The organism is Nocardioides pollutisoli (genome assembly GCF_040045055.1).
Taxonomy (GTDB): domain Bacteria; phylum Actinomycetota; class Actinomycetes; order Propionibacteriales; family Nocardioidaceae; genus Nocardioides; species Nocardioides tweenelious.
Genome location: NZ_JBDZDU010000001.1, coordinates 2,012,364 through 2,033,936, shown reverse-complemented (window position 1 = coordinate 2,033,936; position 21,573 = coordinate 2,012,364). Strand labels below are relative to the sequence as shown.

27 protein-coding genes are annotated in these 21,573 nt (G+C 71.8%); 15 read left to right on the top strand and 12 right to left on the bottom strand.

The window, feature by feature from the left end:
• Positions 1 to 4: 4 nt before the first annotated feature.
• Positions 5 to 256: a hypothetical protein gene (locus ABLE68_RS09850; protein ID WP_348871145.1), complete on the bottom strand. Its 252-nt coding sequence runs from the start codon at positions 254 to 256 to the stop codon at positions 5 to 7.
• 57 nt (positions 257 to 313) lie between these two features.
• Here ABLE68_RS09850 and ABLE68_RS09845 point away from each other — a divergent pair, with 57 nt between their 5' ends.
• The 5 genes from ABLE68_RS09845 to ABLE68_RS09825 are packed head-to-tail and all read left to right on the top strand — an operon-like array spanning position 314 to position 3,843.
• The gene (locus tag ABLE68_RS09845; RefSeq protein WP_348871144.1) at positions 314 to 1,213 is read left to right on the top strand and encodes a DICT sensory domain-containing protein; all 900 of its coding nucleotides are present in this window, start codon (positions 314 to 316) and stop codon (positions 1,211 to 1,213) included.
• Entirely contained in the window at positions 1,210 to 1,977 is a 768-nt protein-coding gene (heR, locus tag ABLE68_RS09840; protein WP_348871143.1) for a heliorhodopsin HeR, read from the top strand. The genes ABLE68_RS09845 and heR overlap by 4 nt, the downstream gene beginning before the upstream one ends.
• 39 nt (positions 1,978 to 2,016) lie before the next feature.
• On the top strand, positions 2,017 to 2,904 hold the full coding sequence (locus ABLE68_RS09835) for an NAD-dependent epimerase/dehydratase family protein (protein ID WP_348871142.1): 888 nt from the start codon (positions 2,017 to 2,019) through the stop codon (positions 2,902 to 2,904).
• Positions 2,901 to 3,206, top strand: a complete 306-nt coding sequence (locus ABLE68_RS09830; RefSeq protein WP_348871141.1) for a hypothetical protein — start codon at positions 2,901 to 2,903, stop codon at positions 3,204 to 3,206. The genes ABLE68_RS09835 and ABLE68_RS09830 overlap by 4 nt, the downstream gene beginning before the upstream one ends.
• A gap of 43 nt (positions 3,207 to 3,249) precedes the next feature.
• Positions 3,250 to 3,843 carry a hypothetical protein gene (locus ABLE68_RS09825; RefSeq protein ID WP_348871140.1) on the top strand — a complete coding sequence of 198 codons (594 nt, stop codon included), beginning with the start codon at positions 3,250 to 3,252 and terminating at the stop codon, positions 3,841 to 3,843.
• A gap of 16 nt (positions 3,844 to 3,859) precedes the next feature.
• Here ABLE68_RS09825 and ABLE68_RS09820 read toward each other — a convergent pair whose 3' ends face one another.
• On the bottom strand, positions 3,860 to 4,699 hold the full coding sequence (locus ABLE68_RS09820) for an esterase/lipase family protein (RefSeq protein WP_348871139.1): 840 nt from the start codon (positions 4,697 to 4,699) through the stop codon (positions 3,860 to 3,862).
• A 17-nt stretch (positions 4,700 to 4,716) separates the two neighbouring features.
• Here ABLE68_RS09820 and ABLE68_RS09815 point away from each other — a divergent pair, with 17 nt between their 5' ends.
• The 3 genes from ABLE68_RS09815 to ABLE68_RS09805 are packed head-to-tail and all read left to right on the top strand — an operon-like array spanning position 4,717 to position 7,462.
• Positions 4,717 to 5,073 (top strand): ClpX C4-type zinc finger protein, encoded by a 357-nt coding sequence (locus ABLE68_RS09815; RefSeq protein WP_348871138.1) that lies wholly within the window; start codon positions 4,717 to 4,719, stop codon positions 5,071 to 5,073.
• A 7-nt stretch (positions 5,074 to 5,080) separates the two neighbouring features.
• Positions 5,081 to 6,712, top strand: coding sequence for a phosphoglucomutase (alpha-D-glucose-1,6-bisphosphate-dependent) (pgm, locus tag ABLE68_RS09810; RefSeq protein ID WP_348871137.1), 1,632 nt, complete (start codon positions 5,081 to 5,083; stop codon positions 6,710 to 6,712).
• A gap of 24 nt (positions 6,713 to 6,736) precedes the next feature.
• A complete protein-coding gene (locus ABLE68_RS09805) occupies positions 6,737 to 7,462 on the top strand; it encodes a Type 1 glutamine amidotransferase-like domain-containing protein (protein WP_348871136.1) in 726 nt (241 codons plus the stop codon).
• 56 nt (positions 7,463 to 7,518) lie between these two features.
• On the opposite strand, the gene ABLE68_RS09800 is transcribed toward ABLE68_RS09805, so the two are convergent.
• Positions 7,519 to 8,115, bottom strand: coding sequence for a hypothetical protein (locus tag ABLE68_RS09800; RefSeq protein ID WP_348871135.1), 597 nt, complete (start codon positions 8,113 to 8,115; stop codon positions 7,519 to 7,521).
• A 197-nt stretch (positions 8,116 to 8,312) separates the two neighbouring features.
• Here ABLE68_RS09800 and ABLE68_RS09795 point away from each other — a divergent pair, with 197 nt between their 5' ends.
• Entirely contained in the window at positions 8,313 to 8,963 is a 651-nt protein-coding gene (locus tag ABLE68_RS09795; RefSeq protein ID WP_348871134.1) for a response regulator, read from the top strand.
• Positions 8,964 to 8,982: 19 nt separating this feature from the next.
• On the opposite strand, the gene ABLE68_RS09790 is transcribed toward ABLE68_RS09795, so the two are convergent.
• A complete protein-coding gene (locus ABLE68_RS09790) occupies positions 8,983 to 10,557 on the bottom strand; it encodes a GAF domain-containing sensor histidine kinase (RefSeq protein ID WP_348871133.1) in 1,575 nt (524 codons plus the stop codon).
• A gap of 22 nt (positions 10,558 to 10,579) precedes the next feature.
• Complete coding sequence (locus ABLE68_RS09785; RefSeq protein WP_348871132.1) at positions 10,580 to 11,023, bottom strand: pyridoxamine 5'-phosphate oxidase family protein; 444 nt, start codon at positions 11,021 to 11,023, stop codon at positions 10,580 to 10,582.
• 131 nt (positions 11,024 to 11,154) lie between these two features.
• Here ABLE68_RS09785 and ABLE68_RS09780 point away from each other — a divergent pair, with 131 nt between their 5' ends.
• Positions 11,155 to 11,973 carry a universal stress protein gene (locus ABLE68_RS09780; protein WP_348871131.1) on the top strand — a complete coding sequence of 273 codons (819 nt, stop codon included), beginning with the start codon at positions 11,155 to 11,157 and terminating at the stop codon, positions 11,971 to 11,973.
• Positions 11,974 to 11,978: 5 nt separating this feature from the next.
• Positions 11,979 to 12,401, top strand: a complete 423-nt coding sequence (locus ABLE68_RS09775) for a pyridoxamine 5'-phosphate oxidase family protein (RefSeq protein WP_348871130.1) — start codon at positions 11,979 to 11,981, stop codon at positions 12,399 to 12,401.
• Positions 12,402 to 12,404: 3 nt separating this feature from the next.
• On the opposite strand, the gene ABLE68_RS09770 is transcribed toward ABLE68_RS09775, so the two are convergent.
• Positions 12,405 to 12,938 (bottom strand): hypothetical protein, encoded by a 534-nt coding sequence (locus ABLE68_RS09770; protein WP_348871129.1) that lies wholly within the window; start codon positions 12,936 to 12,938, stop codon positions 12,405 to 12,407.
• Positions 12,939 to 12,954: 16 nt separating this feature from the next.
• Entirely contained in the window at positions 12,955 to 13,350 is a 396-nt protein-coding gene (locus ABLE68_RS09765) for a hypothetical protein (RefSeq protein ID WP_348871128.1), read from the bottom strand.
• Positions 13,351 to 13,407: 57 nt separating this feature from the next.
• Here ABLE68_RS09765 and ABLE68_RS09760 point away from each other — a divergent pair, with 57 nt between their 5' ends.
• A complete protein-coding gene (locus ABLE68_RS09760) occupies positions 13,408 to 13,914 on the top strand; it encodes a pyridoxamine 5'-phosphate oxidase family protein (RefSeq protein WP_348871127.1) in 507 nt (168 codons plus the stop codon).
• Here ABLE68_RS09760 and ABLE68_RS09755 read toward each other — a convergent pair.
• The gene (locus tag ABLE68_RS09755) at positions 13,893 to 14,756 is read right to left on the bottom strand and encodes a helix-turn-helix domain-containing protein (protein ID WP_348871126.1); all 864 of its coding nucleotides are present in this window, start codon (positions 14,754 to 14,756) and stop codon (positions 13,893 to 13,895) included. The genes ABLE68_RS09760 and ABLE68_RS09755 overlap by 22 nt on opposite strands.
• Positions 14,757 to 14,857: 101 nt before the next feature.
• On the opposite strand from ABLE68_RS09755, the gene ABLE68_RS09750 reads away from it, so the two are divergent.
• Complete coding sequence (locus ABLE68_RS09750) at positions 14,858 to 15,727, top strand: aldo/keto reductase family oxidoreductase (RefSeq protein WP_348871125.1); 870 nt, start codon at positions 14,858 to 14,860, stop codon at positions 15,725 to 15,727.
• Positions 15,728 to 15,729: 2 nt separating this feature from the next.
• Here the strand turns inward: ABLE68_RS09750 and ABLE68_RS09745 are convergent, their stop codons facing one another.
• Both ABLE68_RS09745 and ABLE68_RS09740 read right to left on the bottom strand, forming a co-directional pair.
• The gene (locus tag ABLE68_RS09745) at positions 15,730 to 16,965 is read right to left on the bottom strand and encodes a fatty acid desaturase family protein (RefSeq protein ID WP_348871124.1); all 1,236 of its coding nucleotides are present in this window, start codon (positions 16,963 to 16,965) and stop codon (positions 15,730 to 15,732) included.
• A 54-nt stretch (positions 16,966 to 17,019) separates the two neighbouring features.
• Complete coding sequence (locus ABLE68_RS09740) at positions 17,020 to 18,132, bottom strand: ferredoxin reductase (RefSeq protein WP_348871123.1); 1,113 nt, start codon at positions 18,130 to 18,132, stop codon at positions 17,020 to 17,022.
• Between the two features lie 84 nt (positions 18,133 to 18,216).
• Between ABLE68_RS09740 and ABLE68_RS09735 the strand changes: the two genes are divergently transcribed.
• Entirely contained in the window at positions 18,217 to 19,374 is a 1,158-nt protein-coding gene (locus ABLE68_RS09735; RefSeq protein WP_348871122.1) for a PucR family transcriptional regulator, read from the top strand.
• Here the strand turns inward: ABLE68_RS09735 and ABLE68_RS09730 are convergent.
• Positions 19,371 to 19,940, bottom strand: a complete 570-nt coding sequence (locus ABLE68_RS09730) for a mycothiol transferase (RefSeq protein ID WP_348871121.1) — start codon at positions 19,938 to 19,940, stop codon at positions 19,371 to 19,373. The two genes, ABLE68_RS09735 and ABLE68_RS09730, sit on opposite strands and share 4 nt — an antisense overlap.
• Positions 19,941 to 19,994: 54 nt before the next feature.
• On the opposite strand from ABLE68_RS09730, the gene ABLE68_RS09725 reads away from it, so the two are divergent.
• Complete coding sequence (locus tag ABLE68_RS09725; RefSeq protein WP_348871120.1) at positions 19,995 to 20,882, top strand: helix-turn-helix transcriptional regulator; 888 nt, start codon at positions 19,995 to 19,997, stop codon at positions 20,880 to 20,882.
• Here the strand turns inward: ABLE68_RS09725 and ABLE68_RS09720 are convergent.
• Positions 20,871 to 21,563 carry an aspartate/glutamate racemase family protein gene (locus tag ABLE68_RS09720; RefSeq protein WP_348871119.1) on the bottom strand — a complete coding sequence of 231 codons (693 nt, stop codon included), beginning with the start codon at positions 21,561 to 21,563 and terminating at the stop codon, positions 20,871 to 20,873. The genes ABLE68_RS09725 and ABLE68_RS09720 overlap by 12 nt on opposite strands.
• Between the last annotated feature and the right edge of the window lie 10 nt (positions 21,564 to 21,573).

The following is a 21,573-nucleotide window of genomic DNA, read 5'->3' as shown; positions in this document are numbered from 1 at the left end:
CTGCTCACCCCACCCGGGGTGCGGCCGAGGGCTCGGAGGCGGACTCGGAGCTGGACTCGGAGGTGGTGACGGTCAGGGTGCCGTTGAGCTTCCAGGTCGCGCGCGGCGCGTCGGGGCCGGTGTCCCGCGGGACCTCGACCGCCATCTCCTCGAAGCTGTAGTGGATGGCTGCCTCACGTCCGGTGAGGAAGCTCCACATGCGCTGCCCCAGGTCGGTCCAGTCCAGGACCTCTTCACTGCTGCTGTCGACGGTCATCACTACCTCCGGGTGCCGGTATTCCTAAACAAGATGTTTAGGTTTAGGGTGGCCAGCATGAACACAGAGTCGACTTTTGCGCAAGAGGTGGGAGCCGATCCGCTCCTCACCATCGGCGCCCTCGCCGAGCGCACCGGCCTCAGCCCGGCCACCCTGCGGATGTGGGAGCAGCGCCACGGGTTCCCGCGCCCCCAGCGACTCGACAGCGGGCACCGGCGCTACCTCGAGGCCGACGTCGACGCCGTCGCCCACGTCGTACGCCGCCGCGACGCCGGCGTCCGTCTCGACGTGGCGATCGCAGATGCCCTCGCCCAGGCCGCGCCCGGCCTCCCCTCCGTCTACGCCGAGCTGCGCCGCAAGCACCCGCACCTGCCGGTGCAGCGGCTGCACAAGCGCACCCTCCTCGCCCTGTCGTGGGCGATCGAGGACGAGTTCTGCGCCAAGGCCGAGCAGGCGATCCTCTTCGGCGCGTTCCAGCAGGACCGCTACTTCGCCGCCGCCCAGGCGCGGTGGAACGAGCTGGCGCTGGTCTCCCGGTCCGCCTTCGCCTTCGCCGAGTTCCCCGATCTCGACGGCGCGCAGGTCGTCGGGACCGACTCGCGACCCGGACCGGTCCTGGTGCCCCTGCCCCCCAGCGAACCCCTCGCGCGCGAGTGGGCGGTCGTCTGCGACTCGGGGGAGCTCCCGGCAGCCCTGACCGCGTGGGAGCTGCCCGGCCAGCACGACGTGCCCGACCGGGAGCGGCTCTTCGAGTCGATCCTCACGGTCGACCCGGTCGCGGTCCGCGACGCCGCCCGGGTCTGCGCCACCGTGGCCGTGCGCGCCGGGGCGGGCGATGCGACGCCCGCTCTCTACGACCTGGCCGACCGACCTCGTCCGGCGACCGCAGACCTGGGAGCCGTCAGCGCCATGCTCGGCCGGGTGCTGACCTACGTCGACCAGTTCGGTGCGGCATGACCACCGCGACCGGCGTCGACGACGTACGCCTGCGCGACCTGCGGCGCTGGAACCTCGGACTGGCGGTCCTCCACGCGGCACAGGCGGTCGCCGTCCTCCTCCTGGCCAGCGACTTCGCCATCACCGTCACCTCGCAGTTCCCCGACGGGCCGCCCGGCAGCGAGGCCACCGCTCCGAGCGCCCTCTTCGACGTGCCGGTCGGAGCCGCGATCGCGGTCTTCCTCTGCCTCGCAGCCGCTGACCACCTGCTGACCGCGACCGTGTTCAGGGCACGCTACGAGCGCGAGCTGGCGGCCGGCCTCAACCGGTTCCGCTGGATCGAGTACTCCGTCAGCGCCACGATCATGGTCCTGCTGATCGGCTTCTACAGCGGGATCACCGGCATCACCGCCGTCGTCGCGATCATCGGAGCCAACGTCGCGATGATCCTCTTCGGCTGGATCCAGGAGGTGAGCAACCCGCCGGGCCGCACCACCACGACGATGCTCCCCTTCTGGTTCGGCACCATCGCCGGTGCCGCCCCGTGGGTGGCCATCGTGATCAACTTCGTCGGCGCCGGCTCCGCGGTCCCCGGCTTCGTCTACGGCATCTTCGTGTCGCTCTTCGTGCTGTTCATGAGCTTCGCGGCGAACCAGTGGCTGCAGTACCAGGAGGTCGGCCGCTGGAAGAGCTACGCGTTCGGCGAGAAGACCTACCTGGTGCTGAGCCTGGTCGCGAAGAGCGCGCTGGCCTGGCAGATCTTCTCCGGCTCGCTGGCCAGCTAGGGACGGGTGACCGACGCCGTTAGCGGGTACCGGCTCCCCATGCGCATCTTCTTCACGGGAGGCAGTGGCAAGGCGGGCAAGCACGTCGCTCCCCACCTCGCCTCCCTGGGCCACCACGTCACCAACGCCGACCTCGTCCCGCTGAGGCACCCCGACGTCGCCGACCTCCGCGTCGACCTGACCGACGCCGGCGAGACCTACTCCGCCCTGGCGGGACTCGCGACGGCCGCCGAGCTGGACCTGCCCGAGAAGCCGTCGTACGACGCGGTGGTGCACTTCGCCGCCGTCCCGGCGATCCTGCTCAGGTCGGACGCGACGACGTACGCGGCCAACGTGCTCAGCACCTACAACGTGCTGGAGGCAGCGACCCGGCTCGGCGTCCGCAAGATCGTCTTCGCGTCCTCGGAGACGACGTACGGCATCTGCTTCGCGCAGGGCGAGCGGCGACCGCTCTACGTGCCGGTCGACGAGGAGCACCCGACCGTCCCCGAGGACTCGTACGCGATGTCCAAGGTCGCCAACGAGGTCACCGCGAGGTCGTTCCAGGCCCGCACCGGGGCCGACATCTACGGCCTGCGCATCAACAACGTCATCGAGCCCGACGAGTACGCCGACCTCTTCCCGCCCTTCCTCGAGGACCCGTCGCTGCGACGACGCAACGTCTTCGCCTACATCGACACCCGGGACCTGGGCCAGATGGTGGCGCGCTGCCTCGAGACCGACGGTCTCGGCTACGAGGTCTTCAACGTCGCGAACGCCGACATGTCCGTCGCCGCGACCACGCAGGAGGTCCGGGAGCGCTTCTACGACGGGGTGGAGCTGCGCCGCGAGATGGGCCCGGACGAGACGTTCTACGCGATCGACAAGGCCCGCGACCTGCTCGGCTACGAGCCGCAGCACTCGTGGCGTGACGTGCTGGACGGGTGAGCGAGCCCGAGACCACCCCGGACGGTCGCTACATCGTGGTCGACGGCCGCCGCTGGCGCGCCACCGATCCGGCGATCCCCGAGGAGCGGCGGGCCGAGCTCACCAGGATCCTGATGGGCTGGCGGCGCGACGTACGCCGCACGCGTGGCACCGACGACGAGCCCACCACGCGAGCCGGCGTCCAGGCGGCGAAGGTCGCGCTCGGTGAGCGCGGCACGCCCTGGTGGGAGCAGTCCGACGCCGAGCGTCGCGCGCGGTGGAGCGCCGACGTCCCGGCGCCCCTCCGTGAGCGAGATGAGTAGCGGGGCTCACGCGCAGGACCACCCGCGCTGACACCGTCGACGCATGACCGCCGACAGCCCGCGTCCGACCCATCGCAACCCCGCACTCCTCGTCTGCGCCGCCGGCATCGCCATCGCCGTCGGGTCGCTGCTGATCTTCGTCGTCGGCCTCCAGCTCCATCCGCCGGAGCCGGTGCACTGCGCCGCCGACCCCGTCTTCTGCCCGTCTCCGCGCGACCGATGGGACTGGGCGACGCGGGGCTGGTTCCTCGGGGCGTTCCTGCTCGGCGTGCTGGTCGCGTGGTCCGGCCTCGTCTGGCGGCCGATCAGCGCGAGCCCGCAGCTGCGTCGTGTCGGATCGGTCGTCGGCCTGATGCTGTGCCTGCCGGTGAGCGGCCTGCTGGTGGTCGTGGCGATCGCGCTCGCCCACACCACCTGCGACCCCGACAGCTTCTGCTTCGGCGGCCGCGAGGACGCTCTGGCGGTCGCCGTCCCCGCGACGTACGGCGTCGCCCTCTGCCTCCTGATGGCGATCGGGCTCGCCTACCGCGAGGACACCCGCACCGGCCGGGTCTGCGGGACCCTCGCCCTCTGCCTGGTGTCCGGCATCGGGGTGCTCGTCGCTGCGGGGTTCACGCTCAGCGCCTCGAGCCTGTGACGACCGATGCCGGCCATCAGTGGGCCGGGTCGCCGGCCCGCAGGGTCGCGGTGATGAGGTCGAGCGCGTCGTCGTTGTCGAGGATCCGGCCGTGGAAGGACGCGAAGGTGTCGAGGGCGGCGCCGTCCATGAAGACCGACTCGGTCGGCACCTGGTCGTCGAAGCCGTGGTCGCCGTGGCGGTACCACCGGAAGAGCCACGGGTCGCCGCCGATCGCGGTGTAGACCTCGCCGGGTGGCTCGGTCGTGCCCAGGCCGGTGAGCAGGTCGGAGCCGGGCCGCATGTCCGCGCCGAGCGCACGCAGCGGGCCGCGCCGGGTCTCCCAGTAGACGACGTCGCTGCCGTGGTTGGGCACGCCCACCATCACCAGGTCGTCGACGCGCTCCGCCCAGCTCGCGCCGGAGGTCGGGACCGGGTGCTCGACCAGGTAGCGCACCAGCAGCCCGCCGGTCGAGTGCGCGACGACGTCGACCTCCTGGTCCGGATCGAGGCCGGCCCGGGCCAGGGCGGCGTCGATCGCAGGCGCGACCACCCGCACGGCCAGGTCGGCGACGTCCTCGTCGTCGTCCGGCCGGTAGACGAGCGGCTGCGTGCCTGCCTGGTCCGGGTCGAGGTCGAGCACCGTCACGCCCTCGGCCTGCAGCCGCGCGGTCAGGGCGCGGAACCCGCTGCCGTCACTGCCGAGCCCGGCCACCTCGACCACGGGGAAGGACCCGCGTCCGGCGCCGGCCGCGCCCACCGGCGTACGCACCTGGGAGTCCATGAGCACCAGCATCAGCACGGAGACGGCCACCGCGGCGGCGAGGGCGGCCAGCCTCCGGAACCATCTCCGTTGCGCCCACGCACTCGACCTCACTGCTGCATGATGTCGCGGTGGATCAAGACCCGACCAAGAAGCACTGCTCGTTCTGCGGCGCGCAGGGCAGCTACGACCCGCCCCTGTTCGGTGGCTTGGGCGGCTTCATCTGCGGCGACTGCGTCGTCGACTTCGCCGCCATGGTCGAGAGCGCGCGGGGCCGTGCCCATGAGTCGCTGCCATGGGACTCGATGTCGGACCCCCAGCTGCTCGGCCAGCTGTGGCTGATCGCGAAGACCGCCATGCAGGCCCAGGACTTCCTCACCGAGTGGGTCCAGCTGCTGCGCTCGCGCGGTACGTCGTGGACCGAGATCGGCCAGGCGCTGGGCATCAGCCGCCAGCGTGCGATGGCCCGGTTCGCCCCGCAGGCATGATGGGCGCATGAGCGATCCCCGCGCAGGACAGCCGGCCGAGCCCTCCGACCTCGTCGACGTCGCCCATCTGGTGACCGCCTACTACACGGGCGTCCCGGACCCCGACGACATCGACCAGCAGGTCGCCTTCGGCACCAGCGGCCACCGCGGGTCGTCGCTCAGGACCGCTTTCAACGAGACGCACATCCTGGCGACCACGCAGGCGATCGTCGACTACCGGCGCGAGCAGGGGTACGACGGTCCGCTCTTCATCGGCCGCGACACCCACGGGCTGTCGGAGCCCGCGTGGGCCACCGCGCTCGAGGTGCTGGTCGCCAACGACGTGACCGTGCTGGTCGACTCGCGCGACGGCTACACGCCGACCCCGGCGGTCTCGCACGCGATCATCCGCGCCAACCTCGGCGGCGGGACGGCCGACGGCATCGTGGTCACCCCGTCGCACAACCCGCCGTACGACGGCGGCTTCAAGTACAACCCGCCGCACGGCGGACCGGCCGACTCCGACGCGACGTCGGTGATCGCCCAGCGGGCCAACGACCTGATCAGGGCCGGCCTGGCCGGCGTGAAGCGAGTCCCCTTCGCGCGTGCGCGGGCCGCAGCCTCGCCGTACGACTTCCTGGGGACGTACGTCGACGACCTGCCGAACGTCGTCGACCTCGCGGCGATCAAGGAGGCCGGCGTCCGGATCGGCGCGGACCCGCTGGGCGGCGCGTCGGTGGCCTACTGGGGCGAGATCGCCGACCGCCACGGGATCGACCTCACGGTCGTGAACCCGCTCGTCGACGCGACCTGGCGCTTCATGACGCTCGACTGGGACGGCAAGATCCGGATGGACTGCTCGTCGCCCGACGCGATGGCCTCCCTGATCGCGCAGAAGGACACGTACGACATCGCGACTGGCAACGACGCCGACTCCGACCGGCACGGCATCGTCACGCCGGACGCCGGGCTGATGAACCCCAACCACTACCTGGCCGTCGCGATCGGCTACCTCTTCGGCGGCGCCCGGCCGGGTTGGCCCGAGGGTGCACGGATCGGCAAGACCCTGGTGTCGTCGTCGATGATCGACAAGGTCGCGGCCTCGATCGGCCGCGAGCTCGTGGAGGTGCCGGTCGGGTTCAAGTGGTTCGTGCCCGGCCTGATCGACGGGTCCTTCGGCTTCGGCGGCGAGGAGTCCGCGGGCGCGTCGTTCCTGCGGATGGACGGCTCGGCCTGGACCACCGACAAGGACGGGCTCATCCTGGCGCTGCTTGCCTCGGAGATCCTCGCGAAGACCGGGCGGTCGCCCAGTGCCCACTACGCCGAGCTGGTCGCCGAGCACGGTGAGCCGGCGTACGCACGCATCGACGCGGCCGCCACCCGCGAGCAGAAGGCCGCGCTGGCGGCGCTCTCCCCCGACGACGTGTCGGCGACGACGCTGGCCGGCGAGGAGATCACCGCCAAGCTCACCGAGGCTCCCGGCAACGGGGCGAAGATCGGCGGGCTCAAGGTGACGACGGAGTCCGCGTGGTTCGCCGCCCGGCCGTCGGGCACCGAGGACGTCTACAAGATCTACGCCGAGTCCTTCCGCGGACCGGAGCACCTCGCGCAGGTGCAGGAGGAGGCCCGCGACGTGGTGGGTGCCGCGCTGGGCGACTAGCCGAGCGACTGGCACCATCTGCACATGACTCGCTCCGGGACGATCATGGCGATGGGTGGCGGTGGCTTCTCGATGGGGCCGGACCACACCCTGCTCGACGACCACCTGCTGTCGCTCGCGACCCGTCGACGGGGGGTGGGCGACCTGCCGAAGGTGCTCTTCGTACCGACCGCGAGCGGTGACCCGGAGACGTACGTCGACCGCTTCGTCGAGTCGTTCGCCGAGCGCGCCGAGACCAGCTCGTTGCGTCTCTTCAACCTCGGCGAGCTCGAGGGCGCCGACCTGCGCACGTTCGTGCTCGAGCACGACGTCGTCTACGTCGGTGGCGGCAGCACCGCCAACCTGCTCGCGCTGTGGCGGCTGCACGGACTCGACGAGATCCTCGCCGAGGCCCTCGAGGACGGCATCGTCCTGGGTGGTGTCAGCGCCGGGATGAACTGCTGGTTCGAGGGCTCGGTCACCGACTCCTACGGCCCGCTCGCCGCCCTGCCCGACGGGCTGGGCTTCCTGTCCGGCAGCGGCTGCCCGCACTACGACGGCGAGGTCGACCGGCGCCCGACCTACCTCGAGCTGGTCGGCTCCGGCGCGCTCGACGGGGGCTTCGCGATCCAGGACGACTGCGCGCTGGTCTTCCGCGACGGCGAGCTGGTCGAGGGGGTCTCGGAGCGGGCGGAGGCGCAGGCGTTCCACGTGCACCTCGACGGCGCCACCGTGGTCGAGGACGAGGTCGACGTCCGCTACCTGGGCTGACGCGGACGCACGAGTCCCCGGGATCCGCGCGGATCCCGGGGACACGGCTGGGGGGGTCAGACCAGCTGAGGCACTCCTGCGCCGGCGCCGACCTCGGCCGACGAGGCGGCCCGCCTGGCGTGCCAGATGCCGAGCGCGAAGAGGACCAGCAGCGCCCCTGCACCCACGAAGGCCGCGATGGCGGCGATCCCCGCGATGGTGCCGATGGTCGCGAAGGCGTAGCCGTAGAGGAGCAGACCGCGCAGGGTGTTGCCCATGAAGAGCGTCTGGCGGAGCCCGCCGAGCGCCTGGCCCTCGTCGGACGCCTGCTGCTCCGGGGTCATCGAGACGTACTGTCCGCTGACCTCGGCGTAGGTCTGGCCGTCACTGGCCTCGTTCATGTGGACGAGGATGTAGTGGTCGGCGTACGCCTTGGCCTCGGGGCCGGTGTCCAGGGGGCTTCCGGCGTAGGGCTTGAGGGCTTCCTGGTCGGACTGGGGCAGGGCGCTGAGCGCGTCGCCCTCGGGCATCGTGATGCCCTGCATGGAGAGCTGGTCGTGGACCTGGTCGCCGATGAAGGTGTTCGCCCAGGTGAGCAGACCTCCGGCGACGATGAGGACGGCGGCCACGGCCAGACCCGTCCACGAGATCAACTTGTCGAATGCTGTGCGCATCGGTGACTCCTTGGTGGGGGCGGGGGTCCCGCCGTCTTCGTGGGAAGTTGTTGTCTCCGACGCTAGGAGCGGGCCCACGCCACGGGCAGGGTCGGACTCCCCCGGCCCGGGTGCCGTCGGTCACGGACCCACGGGACCTTCGGCCCGACCTCGACGACGCGCCCCCATGGCCTCGGTGTCGCTGGTAGAACGGGGACATGACCGATGACGCCCCCACGATCCGGGTCTACCTGCTCGACGACCACGAGGTCGTCCGTCAGGGTCTGCGAGCACTGCTCGAGAGCGCCGGCGACATCGAGGTCGTCGGCGAGTCCGGTTCGGCCGTCGACGCCATGCACCGCATCCCGGCGCTGCGCCCCGACGTGGCGGTGCTCGACGCACGACTGCCCGACGGCTCGGGCATCGAGGTCTGCCGCGAGGTGCGCGCCGTCGATCCCTCGATCGGTGCACTGATCCTCACGTCGTACGACGACGACGAGGCGCTCTTCGCCGCGATCATGGCCGGCGCCGCCGGCTACGTGCTCAAGGAGATCAAGGGCTCGGACCTGGTCAACGCCGTCCGTGAGGTGGCTGCCGGCAACTCGCTGATCGACCCGACCCTGACCGCTCGGGTCCTCGAGCGGGTCCGTCACCCACCGACGCTGGCACCTGAGCTCTCGCAGCTGACCGAGCAGGAGCTCAAGCTGCTCGGCTACATCGCGGAGGGCATGACCAACCGGCAGATCGGCGAGCAGATGTTCCTGGCCGAGAAGACGGTCAAGAACTACGTCTCGAGCATCCTCGCGAAGCTCGGTCTCGAGCGACGGACCCAGGCCGCCGTCCTGGCGAGCAAGCTCCTGCAGCGCTGAGGTCGTCCGCGGGCGAGCTCTAGCGGAGCGGGACCCGCCACACGAGCGACGTGCCGCGGGGTTCCCGCTGGCTCAGCTCCAGCGACCCACCGAGTGCCGACGCACGCCGCCGGGCGTTGCGGAGCCCGCTCTCGGGCGCGAGGTCGCCGACACCGACACCGTCGTCGAGCACGGTCAGCCGCACCTCGCGCTCGTCGACGACCAGCGAGACCTCGGCGTGCTCGGCGTTCGCGTGCCGGGCGAGGTTGGAGAGCGCCTCGCGCAGCACGGGCAGCAGCTGGTCGCGGACCTCCGCCAGCACGACGGTGTCGACCGGGCCCTCCGTGTGCACCACCGGCGCCGACCGCAGGAGCGGGGCGTACTCGCGGACGAGCTGGCGGATGTCGGCGCGGAGCGACGGACCGCTGTCACGGCGCTGGAGCTCGAAGATCGTGCCGCGGATGTCCTTGATGGTCAGGTCCAGCGCCTCGACCGCCTGGTTGAGACGGTCCGCCAGGACCGGGTCGGTGACGAGCGCGCCCGCGCCCTGCAGCTGCAGGCCGGTCGCGAAGAGCCGCTGGATCACCTGGTCGTGGAGGTCGCGGGCGATCCGCTCGCGATCGGAGGTCACCGCGAGCTCGGCGCGGTCCTCGATCGCCTGGGCCCGGTCGATGGCCAGGCCGGCCTGGTCGGCGAAGGACGCGAGCAGCACCCGTTCGTCGTAGTCGAGCGGCGGCGCGGCGCGGTCGAACATCACGACGAGCAGCCCGCTGCCGATCAGGTGGGTCCGCAGCGGCACCAGGGTGGCGTCGAGACCGCCGAGCCGGAGGTCGACCGGAGCGGAGTCGGACTGCGGCCACGGCTCGTCGTCGAGGACGGCCAGGGCCGACTCGACCTCGGCGAGGAGCTCCGGTTCAGCGGCGATGGTGTGCACCCGGGAGCCGTTCTCGAGCCGGAGGACGGCGGTCGCGACCGCCCCCGAGAACGCCCGAGCCGCGCGGCCGACCTCCGACAGCGCCCGGTCGAGCTCGATCGGTGGCTGCAGCACGTCGGAGAGCTCGGCGGACGCCTCGAGCCACTGGCGGCGTCGTTCGCTGAGCCCGTAGCTGCGCGCGTTGTCGATCACGAAGCCGGCCGCGGTCGCCAGTGACTCGACGAGGAGCTGGTCCTCGCGGGTGAACGACCGGGCGTCCGCCTTCTCCGTCAGGTAGAGGTTGCCGAAGACGGTGCCGCGGATCCGGACCGGTACGCCGAGAAAGGACCCCATCCGCGGGTGGTGGGGCGGGAAGCCGGTCGACTGGGGGTGCTGGGTCAGGTCGTCGAGCCGGATCGGCTCCGGTTCGTGGATGAGCAGCCCGAGGATGCCGCGACCGTGCGGGAGCTCGCCGATCGCCGCCCGCTCCGCGTCATCGAGCCCGGTCGTGACGAACTCGATCAGCAACGAGTCGTCGCCCACGACCCCGAGTGCGCCGTACCGCGCCTGCGTGAGCTGGGTGGCCGCCTCGACGATCCGGGTCAGCACGGAGTGCAGGTCGAGGTCGGAGGAGATCGCGGTGACCGCCTCGAGGAGTGCTCGGGACGAGGCGGGCAGGTCCTCGGGCTGGTCGGCTTGCACGCGGCCAGTGTGCACGACCGCGTCAGACCATGCGGCGGATCGGGAGCGAGTCCCGGATGTCCCAGCCGGCGCCGATCCGACGACCGGTCAGCTCGGTCCACCGCAGACGGAGGTGCAGCCCGCGCGCGGCCGAGGCCGCCCAGGGCCGTGGCTCCCACCTGCTGCGGATGTGGTCGAGCTCGTCACGGTCCACGACAGCCTCGCCACGACCGCGGGCGACCACGCTCCAGCCACGCTGGCGCTGGTAGTCGAACTGGTCGACCTCGAAGGCCAACATGTTGCCGCGGCCGTAGGTCCCGAGCACGCTGTACGGCGAGGTCCGCACGATGATCGCGTCGTCGACCACCGCGTAGTTGATGGGCACGATGTGCGGGCCGTTCGGCGAGGAGAGCGCGATGCGCCCGCCGACGCCGGCGGCGACCAGCTGCCGACACTCGTCCAGCGAGAGGTCGATCGACTCGTGCACTGTGTCCTCCTCGGTTTGTTCACCTCTCCCCATCCTGCGCAGCCCGCGGCTCGTCGCTCAGGGCCGTTGGTCCCGACATCTGAGGCCTTCGGCGCTACCGGCGCCGCCCAGCCGGGGCGACGGTGAGGGACATGGAGACCACAGTGATTCCGTCGGGGACCGTCGTCGTCGGGGTGGACGGCTCGCCGTCCGCCGCACTGGCCCTCGACTGGGCGATCGAACAAGCCCGGCTCGAGCAGCGGCCGCTGACCCTGGCGCACGCCGACCTGGATGGCGGGCACGACGTGCGCGCCGTCCTCGACGAGGCCTGGGCGCGGATCCACGAGCGAGCACCGCATGTCGCGGTGTACGAGGTGACCGCCATGACGGACCCGAGGACGGTGCTGCTCGACCTCGCCGAGCGGGCCGCCCTGCTGGTCGTCGGATCGCGGGGACGCGGCCCGGTGACCAGCCTGGTGCTCGGGTCGGTCAGCGTCGCCGTCACCCGGCACGCGTCCTGCCCGACGGTCGTCGTCCGGCCCGGCCACCGGGGGATCGTGCGTCACGGAGTGCTCGCCGGTGTCGACGGCACCGAGCACTCCCTGGTCCCGCTGGAGTTCGCCTACCTGCAGGCGTCTCTGCGACGGCTGCCGTTGACGGTCCTGCACTGCTCCCGCGACCTGCTTCCGGACTCCGACGACGAGCTGCGACTCGTCGTGTCGGAGACGATGAGCGGGCTCGGCGAGAAGTACCCCGACGTCCGCGCGCGCGTCGAGCTGGCACGCGGACCGGCGGACAGCAGCCTCGCGCGGGCGGCCCAACGGATGGACCTGGTCGTGCTGGGCGTCGACCACGCCGGCGAGCACGCCACGCTCGGCACGCTGCTGGGCGGCTCGGTGTCCGTGTCGGTCCTCGAGCACGCGACCTGCCCGGTCGCCCTGGTGCCGGTGCACGCCGGCGGGGGGTGGTGAGCGCCATGGCTGCAGACGAGCTCGCCTGGTCGCACGGCGGCCTCATCGACCTCCCGGCCGAGGAGTGCTGGCGGCTCCTGGCGGCCCGCGCCGTCGGACGTGTCGCGTGGACCGGGCCCGAGGGGCCGACCGTGCTGCCGGTGAACTTCGCCGTGGACGGCACCGAGGTCTGGTTCCGCACGACGGCCCACTCGTCGTTCGCCCGCGAGATCGACGACCTGCCCGTCGCCTTCCAGGTCGGCGACGTCGACGACTTCACCCGGTCCGGGTGGAGCGTGCTGGTGCGCGGCACCGCGCGGGTCGTCTACGACGCCACCCGACTGCCGCGCACCTGGCCCGGCGCGGAGACCTGGCCCTCCGGCGCGCACGCACTCCACGTCGTCATCGAGACGGACCACGTGACCGGTCGGCGGTTGCTGGCCAGCTGAGCCCTACCTCGGCGACTGACGTTCGCGCAGGCCGGCCGCCAGCCCGGCGACGGTCAACGCGTCGAACGGCTCGCCGAACGTCGTGGCCAGCCACGGTCGTCGTACGCCGGACAGGCGCAGCCGCAGCCGGACCCGCGTCCCTGCGTCCTGAGGCCGCAGCACGATCGCCCAGCTGAGTCGGACGTGACCCCGGGTCGAGGTGTGGACGATCGTCGTCGGCGGCTCGAGGACGGCGACCTCGAAGGTCGCGTCGCGTCCGCCCCAGTCGTCGATGACGTGCCCGACCTCGAGCTGCTGCAGGTCGGGGTCGATGGTGCGGAGCCCGCGTCGGCGGCGGGGGACGAGGCGCTCGACCGCGCGCGGGAGGTACCAGCCGGCGCGGTTCTTGCCGAGCTGCACGAACCACGGCCACAGGTCCTCCACCGGCGCGGCCACGGAGAACGCCCGGTCCATGACGACGTCGGCACCAGGGACCAGGTCGTCGCCCGGCATCGGCTCGGCGACCTCAGCGGCGGTCGCGGCCACGGACGAGAACATGTCCCGACCGTAGTCGTCAGAGGTGGTCGGGCACGGTCAGCGCATCGGGGTCCTGGCGCGGAGGCAGGCACTCGAGGGCGAGCTTGATCAGGGCCACCCGGGCGCTGAGCAGGGCCCTGCGGCGCAGACCGGACGCGTCGCCGAGCTGCTCCTCGACGGTGGCCGTGATCTGCGCGTCGGTGTAGGTCGGCCGCGAGCCGGTCGCGACCTCGACGTCCGGCAGCGCGACCAGCGTCGCCAGCAGCTGGTCGCCGAGACCGTCGAGCATCTGGAACCGCTCGAACCGGGTCAGCGCGTCCCACGCCTCGTCGACGCTCACCCTGCCCTTGCGCACCTGCTTGTCCTGCACGGCCAGGACGTTCTTGGCCACGCCGGTGAGGGCCGCCGTCAGCTCGTGCTCGGTGAAACGCATGAGCACATCCTCCCCGCTCCAGCGATGAGTACGACGACCCGGGGCGGTCGAAGTGTCATGACGACCGGATCCATCGACGTCCGCTTCGGCGACCCAGCGGCCACCGCGCCGACCTGGGCCGAGGTGGAGCAGCTCCTGCACGGCGCCGAGCTCTACTGGCTGACCACGGTCCGCGCCGACGGCCGACCCCACACGACGCCGCTGGTCGGGGTCTGGCACGAGCGTGCTTTCGCGTTCTGCACGGGCACCCGCGAGCAGAAGCACGTCAACCTCGAGCACTCCCCGCTGGTCACGGTCACGACCGGCACCAACGGGTGGCGGTCCGGGACCGACGTGGTCGTCGAGGGCGCGGCCGCGCGGGTCACCGGACGCGAGCGGCTCTGGCCGCTGGCCGACGCGTGGCTGCTGAAGTACGGCCAGGACTGGGCCTGGGAGGCCGACGACGACGGCTTCACCGGAGGTGACGGCACCAGTCCGTGGGTCTACGTCGTACGCCCGGCCAAGGTCATCGCCTTCGGCAAGGACCCGCACAGCCAGACGACCTACCGGCCCGGCGTCTCCTGACGCGCGGGTGTCGCCACGGCGGCCTCGCCCGCCGCCAGCGACGTCAACAGGGCGAGCTTGTCGGCCGCGTCGCTGCCGGGCGTCGCGTGGTAGATGACGAGCATCTGACCGTCGGTGCCCTCGATCGCCAGCTTCGACAGGGCGAGCTCGAGCTCGCCGACCTGGGGGTGGTCCATCCGGATCGTGCGGCTCTGGATCGGCTTGACGTCGTGGCGCGCCCAGCCCTGCCGGAACTCCTCGCTGCCGAGCGACAGCTCACCGACCAGCTGGACGACGCGGGGGTCGTCGACGCGGTCACCGATGCGGTTGCGGAAGCCTGCGACCAGGCGAGGCACGGTGCGCGCCCAGTCCGGGTGCAGGTCGCGCTCGGCCTGGTCGAGGAACATCGAGCGCAGCCGGTTCTCGCCGACGCGGACGTTGGGCGACAGCGCGGTGACCAGGGGGTTGGCCGCGAGCACGTCGAGGTAGCGGCCCTCGACGAACGCGGGCAGCCCGATCACGGTCAGCAGCTCGGCGGTCGCGGGCGGGACGGTCTCCGGGCGCGGACGACGGGCACGGGCACGCGGCTTCGGTGCGCCGAGACGCAGGAGGTAGTCGGTGGCCGTCGCGTCCAGCTGGAGCACCTGGGCGATCGACTCGAGCACCTGGACCGACGGGTTGCGGTCGCGCCCCTGCTCGAGCCGGAGGTAGTAGTCGGAGCTGATCCCGGCGAGCATCGCGACCTCCTCACGGCGCAGTCCGGGCACCCGTCGTACGCCGTGGACCGGGAGCGCGACGTCGGCCGGGGTCACCTGCTCGCGGCGGGCGCGGAGGTACTCCCCCAGCCGGTTCTCCTCGGTCATCCCTCCACCGTAGCCTCGCCCGCCGGGACGTCCCTGGTCCTGTCATTCCCAGGAGCGACAGGGGTCTGGGTGCCCTCGCTCGCGCGACGCACGCTGGAGCCATGACTACTTCCACGACTCTTCCCGGCGGCACCTGGACGATGGGCGACCTCACCGTCACCCGGGTCGGGTACGGCGCCATGCAGCTCGCCGGACCCGGCGTCTTCGGACCGCCCGCCGACCACGACGGCGCGCTCGCGGTCCTCCGCGAGGTCGTCGAGCTCGGGATCACCCACATCGACACCAGCGACTTCTACGGCCCGCACGTCACCAACCGGCTGATCAAGGAGGCGCTGCACCCGTACGCCGACGGCCTCACCCTCGTCACGAAGGTCGGTGCCCGTCGCGACGCCGAGGGCGGCTGGCCGCACGCCCGGTCCCCGCAGGAGCTGCGGCAGGGCGTGCTCGACAACCTCGAGAACCTCGGCGTCGACACCCTCGACGTCGTCAACCTGCGGCTCGGCGCGGTCGAGGGACCGGAGCCCGGCTCGCTCGAGGAGCCCTTCACCGCCCTCGTGGAGATGCAGCAGGAGGGGCTGATCCGCCACCTCGGTCTCTCGACCGTCAACGCCGAGCAGGTCGCCGAGGCCCAGGCCCTCGCGCCGATCGTGTGCGTGCAGAACCTCTACAACGTCGCGCGTCGCGCGGACGACGACCTCGTCGACTCGTTGGCCGAGCAGGGCATCGCCTACGTGCCGTACTTCCCGCTCGGCGGCTTCAGCCCGCTGCAGTCGTCAGCGCTCTCGGCCGTCGCCGCCCGGCTGGAGGCGACGCCGATGGCGGTCGCCCTGGCCTGGCTGCTCCAGCGCTCGCCGAACATCCTGCTGATCCCGGGCACCTCGTCGGTCGCCCACCTGCGCGAGAACGTCGCCGGCGCCGGGCTGTCGCTGTCCGCGGAGGACCTCGCCGAGCTCGACGCGATCGGTCGCTGAGGTCAGGCCGCCGTCGTCATCCGGCGCGCCTGCTGCTGCAGGCGGGCGGCGGCGGCCCGGCGGATCTTCGGGCCCTTGGTGCTCATCGCCCAGAGCAGCTTGGTCTGCTCCGGCAGGTTCTTGACGTTGGTCGTCGCGAGCCAGCCGTTGGGCAGCGAGAGCCGGACGACGCGGTGCCAGGCCGAGTAGACCTGCTGCGGCATCGGCGCGGTGTGGTAGTTGAGGTCGTACTTCTCGAACAGCGCCTGCACCTTCGGGGCGACCTCGGCGTACCGGTTGGACGGGAGGTCGGGGAAGAGGTGGTGCTCGATCTGGTGGGACAGGTTGCCGCTCATCAGGTGCATCGCCTTGGAGCCGGAGATGTTGGCCGAGCCGAGCATCTGGCGGAGGTACCACTCGCCGCGGGTCTCGTTCTCGGGGATCGACTTCCGCTCGAAGGTCTCGACGCCCTCGGGGAAGTGACCGCACATGATCACGGAGTGGGACCAGACGTTGCGCACCAGGTTGGCGGTGAAGTTGGCGGCCAGCGTCGGCAGGAACCCGCCGAACGGGATGGCGAGCGCCGGGTTGACGACGTAGTCCTTGGTCGCCTGCTTGCGGATCTTGTTGAGCGTCTTGCGAGCGTTGGCCTTGAAGGTCTCGCTGCGCTTCTCCTTCGGGACCGCCAGGTTCTTGCCGAGCTCGAGGTCGTACGCCGCGATGCCGTACTCGAAGAAGCAGGCGTTGATGAAGTTCCACAGCGGCTGCGCGAGGTACATCGGGTGCCAGCGCTGGTCCTCGTCGACGCGCATGATGCCGTAGCCGAGGTCGTTGTCCTTGCCGACGATGTTCGTGTAGGTGTGGTGGATCTCGTTGTGCGAGTGCTTCCAGCCCTCGGCCGTCGAGGCGTTGTCCCACTCCCACGTGGTCGAGTGGATCTTCGGGTCACGCATCCAGTCCCACTGGCCGTGCATGACGTTGTGGCCGATCTCCATGTTCTCGAGGATCTTGGCGACCGACAGGCCGGCGGTGCCGAGCAGCCACAGCGGCGGCAGCGCCGAGCCGAGCAGGACGGCGCGCGAGGCGAGCTCGAGGCGACGCTGCACGGTGACGATGTTGCGGATGTACGCCGCGTCCTTCTCGCCCCGGGTGTCGATGACGTCCTGGCGGATCGCGTCGAGCTCGATACCGAGCTGCTCGATGTCCTCGGGGGTCAGGTGCGCGGTCGGGTTGACGGGCTTCTTCGTGATGACAGTCATCTCATCCTCTTTCGGTGATCGAGTAGCCGCGAGGAACGAGCGGCGTATCGAGATTCAGTGGTCGAGGTGGCACGGGCCGGCGGCCGCGTTGACGCAGGTCTGGATGGGGACGCCGCCGGGGCCGGTCTCGCCGGGCACCGCGACGGTCAGCGCACCGTTGCGCAGGTCGCGGACGGCGCCGGAGCGCAGCGGCAGCACGCAGCCCATGCAGATGCCCATCCGGCAGCCGCTGGGCATCAGGACGCCGGCGCTCTCGGCGGCGTCGAGGATCGGGGTGGCGCCGTCGACCTCGAGGGTGGTGCCCGACTCGAACGAGACGGTGCCCCCCTCGCCGGCCTCGACGGTGACCGGGCGGAACCGCTCGGTGTTGAGGGTCAGGCCGCGGGCGTCGTAGTGGGCCTCGAGGGCGTCGAGCAGGCCGGCCGGCCCGCAGGCGTACGACGTGCGCTCGGCCAGGTCGGGGACGATCTCGTCGAGTTCGTCCATCTCGAGCAGGCCGTGGACGTCGGTGTGCAGCTCGACGAGGCGGATCCGGCCCTCGTCGGCGTACCTGCGCAGCTCGGCGCCGAAGATGACCTCGGAGCGCGAGAGCGCGGAGTGGAGCAGCACGATGTCGGTGGTGACCGGGGTGGCCCGCGAGAAGAGGTTGCGCAGCATGCCGATCACCGGCGTGATGCCGGAGCCGGCGGTGACGAGCAGGAGCTTGCCGGGGACCGGCATCGGCAGCACGAACTCGCCCTGGGCCTGCGCGAGCTGGATCATCTGGCCGGCGCGGGCGCGGTGGACGAGGTAGTTGGAGACGACGCCGCCGGGGATCGCCTTCACGGTCAGGCTGATGTGGCCGTCGGGCCGGGGGCCGTGGGTGAGCGAGTAGGTGCGCCAGAGGCGGACGCCGTCGACGTCGACCCCGATCCGGACGTACTGACCGGGCACGTGGCCGGCCCAGTCGCGACCGGGCTTGATCACGATCGTGGTCGCCTCGAGGGTCTCCGGGCGGACGTCGACGATCTTGCCGCGCAGCTCGGCGCCGGAGCGCAACGGGTGGAAGACGTCGAGGACGTCGTCGAGGTCCAAGGGGGTGACCGCGGCGTCGGCGAGGCTGCGCAGCCGCTCGCGCAGCGTGCGGCCCTGCGACCGGGCGCCCCGAGAGGGGATGGCGATGCTCATGCACTTCAGTGTGCTGCGCCTCCGGCGTAATATCATGACCGCCAGACGTGAAGATCTGCGTCACATTTGTTCGCAGGAGACAAAATGGAGTCAGTGCGGCGCACCACCGGCCTCGACCACGAGCTGCCGCCCGCCGCGGTCGAGGCGATGCACGCCCAGCTCTCGACGCTCGCCGACGACGTGGTCGCCGCGATCGTCGACGAGGTGCCGAGCTATCGCGACGCCTTCTCCGGACCGATGGGCGAGACGATCAGCAACGCGGTGGAGCTCGCGCTGGGCGGCTTCCTGACGCTGGCCGGCCACGGTCGCGCGATCGACCTCAGCTCGGCACCGGCGGTCGAGGGCTCCTACCAGCTCGGGCGCGGCGAGGCTCGCAGCGGCCGGACCACCGACGCGCTGCTCTCGGCGTACCGCATCGGCGCCCGGGTCGCCTGGCGCGAGCTCTCCACCACCGCGGTCCGCAACGGGCTGAGCGCCGAGGTGCTCGCAGACTTCGCGGAGCTGGTCTTCGCCTACATCGACGAGCAGTCGGCGGCGGCCGTCGCCGGCCACACCGACGAGCTCGCCACGACGGGCCGGGTCCGCGCGCGGATGCTCGAGCGCGTCGCCCACCACCTGCTCCGGGGCTCGCCGGTCGACCAGGTCGTGGCCGCAGCCGAGCGGGCCGACTGGGAGCCGCCGCGCACGCTGACCGCGGTGCTGGTCCCCGAGTCCCAGGTGCGACAGGTGCTGAGCGCCGTCGGCCCCGGCACCCTCCAGGCGGCCGACGCACCCGACCTCGACGAGGGGGTGCTGCTGCTCGTGCCCGACGCCCACGGTCGTCGCCGGGCTGCCCTGATCCGGGTGCTGGCCGACCGGGGGTCGCTCGCCGGGCCGGCGCGTCCGTGGCTCGACGTGCGCTCGTCGTACGACCGGGCCCTGCGCGCGCGGGCCGCCGGCATCGAGCTCGACACCGAGGCCCACCTGGTCGCTCTCGTCCTGAGCGCCGACGAGGACGCGCGCGACGACCTGCGCACCCAGCTGCTCGCGCCGCTCGCCGACCTGCGCCCCGGCACCGCCGAGAAGCTCACCGACACCCTCCGCTCCTGGCTGCTCCACCAGGGTCGCCGCGAGGACGTCGCCGAGTCGCTCTTCGTGCACCCGCAGACCGTGCGCTACCGGATGGGGCAGCTGCGCGAGCTGTACGGCGACCGCCTCGACGACCCCGAGACGGTGCTCGCCCTGACGGTGGCGCTGGGTTAGACCTCGTACACGCCCGGGAAGCTGCCCGGTGCCGGGTCCTCGCCCACGAGCCCGTCGACGGACTCCCGGATGAGGTCGGCGTGGCCGACGTGCCGGCCGTACTCCTCGATGAGGTCGTAGACCAGCCTGCGAGCGTTCGGGTGGCGGCCCTCGTCGTCGTGGAGGTCTGCCTGGAAGTCGAGGCCACCGCTCGCGATCGCCTCGTCGAGCAGCGCCTGCCCCTGCGCGACCGACTCGACGAAGAGCCGCTCCAGCGACGCGGGCGTGTCGTCGTCCTCGACCCGGAGGTGCCAGTCCTCGTCGTCCCAGTCGGCCTGGTCGAAGGGCGGGAACGGTCGGCGGCCGTGCAGCTTCCAGCAGAGCGTGGTCGCCTCGACGACGGCCGCGTGCTTGAGCAGGCCGCCCAGCGAGAGCGTCGAGGACGGGATCGTGGCCCGGATGCCGTCGGCGTCGAGGCCGCTGCACTTCCACAGCAGGTAGCCGCGCATGCGGTTGAGCGAGCCGATCATCGCGGCGACCTCGTCGCCAGCGAGCGGGGGTTCCTGAGCGAGATGAAGAGTCGTCATGTGCGGCACACTAGGAGCATTCCCGGACGATCTACTTCCCCGACTGCTCGCGCGTTGCAATCGCTCGAGCTGATCCAGGCGCGCCCGGGCATCACCGCCGACCAGCTCGGCGCCGCGCTCGGCGTCACCGGCCGCGCGGCTCGCAGGTACGTCGCGATCCTGCGCGAGGCCGACCTCCCGATCGAGTCGGTGAGCGGGCCGTACGGCGGCTACCGGGTCGGCAGGGGGCTGCGGCTCCCGCCGCTGATGTTCACCGCGGCCGAGGCGGCCGGCCTGGTGATGGCCACCCTCGAGGGCCACCGCGGCGCGGCCGACCCGGCCGACGTCGTCGGCGGCGCCCTCGCCAAGATCCTGCGCGCCCTGCCCGACCGGGTCACGCCACCGGCCCCGGAGGCGACCGGTGACGCGACCCGCCACGAGCACCTCGACCCCCTGCTGGCGGCGTGCAACGCCGGTCGCGTGCAGCACCTCACCTACCGGGTCGGCGAGGGCACGTCCGAGATGGTGGTCGAGCCCTGGGCGGTCGTGCTCCGCCACAGCCACTGGTACCTCCTCTGCTGGTCGCGCAGCCGCGACGCCCAGCGGGTGCTGCGGATCGACCGCGTCGAGGAGGTCGCGTCGCTGCCCGAGACGTTCACCCGGCCCGCCGACCTCGACGCGCTGGCCGTGATCGAGGAGCACTTCTCGCAGGGCTGGCGCCATCCGGTCGAGGTGCTCGTCGACGCGCCGCCGGAGTGGGTGCGGCGATGGGTGCCACGCAGCCTCGCCCGGCTCGAACCCGTCGAGGGCGACCGCACCCGGATGGTCGCGACGACCGAGGACCCGGACTGGTACGCCCGCCAGCTGGCAGTCATCCCGGTGACCTTCACCGTCGTCGACTCCCCCGAGCTGGCGACCGCCGTCGCCGCGCTCGGCGCGCGGCTGCGCGACTCAGTCGGCTAGGGCGGCGTCGAGCGCGGCGTCGACGTGCAGCTGGGTGGTCGGGAAGACCGGCACCGGGCTGTCGTCGGCGCCGACCAGCAGCTCGATCTCGGTGCAGCCGAGCACGATCCCCTCGGCGCCGCCGGCGACCAGGCGGTCGATGACGTCGCGGTACGCCGTACGCGACTCGTCCAGCACGACCCCGAGCACCAGCTCCTCGTAGATGATCCGGTGCACGGTGTCGCGGTCCTCGAGCGGCGGGACCAGCACCTCGATGCCGTGGCTGGCGACGCGGTCGACGTAGAAGTCCTGCTCCATCGTGAAGCGAGTGCCGAGCAGGCCGACGCGGCTCAGCCCGGCCGCCCGGACGGCGTGGGCGGTCACGTCGCCGAGGTGCAGGAAGGGGACGGTGGTCGCAGCCTCGATGGCCGGCGCGACCTTGTGCATGGTGTTGGTGCAGAGCACCAGCAGCTCGGCGCCGGCCGCCTCGAGCCGACGGGCCTCGTCGGCGAGCAGCTCGCCTGCCCGGTCCCAGTCACCGCTGCGCTGGAGCTCCTCGATCTCGGCGAAGTCGACCGAGCTCATCAGCACCCGCGCGGAGTGCAGTCCGCCGAGTCGTGCGACGACCCCCTTGTTGAGCAGGTCGTAGAACAGCGCCGAGCTCTCCCAGCTCATCCCGCCGATCAGGCCGATGCGTCGCATGGCTCCTGCC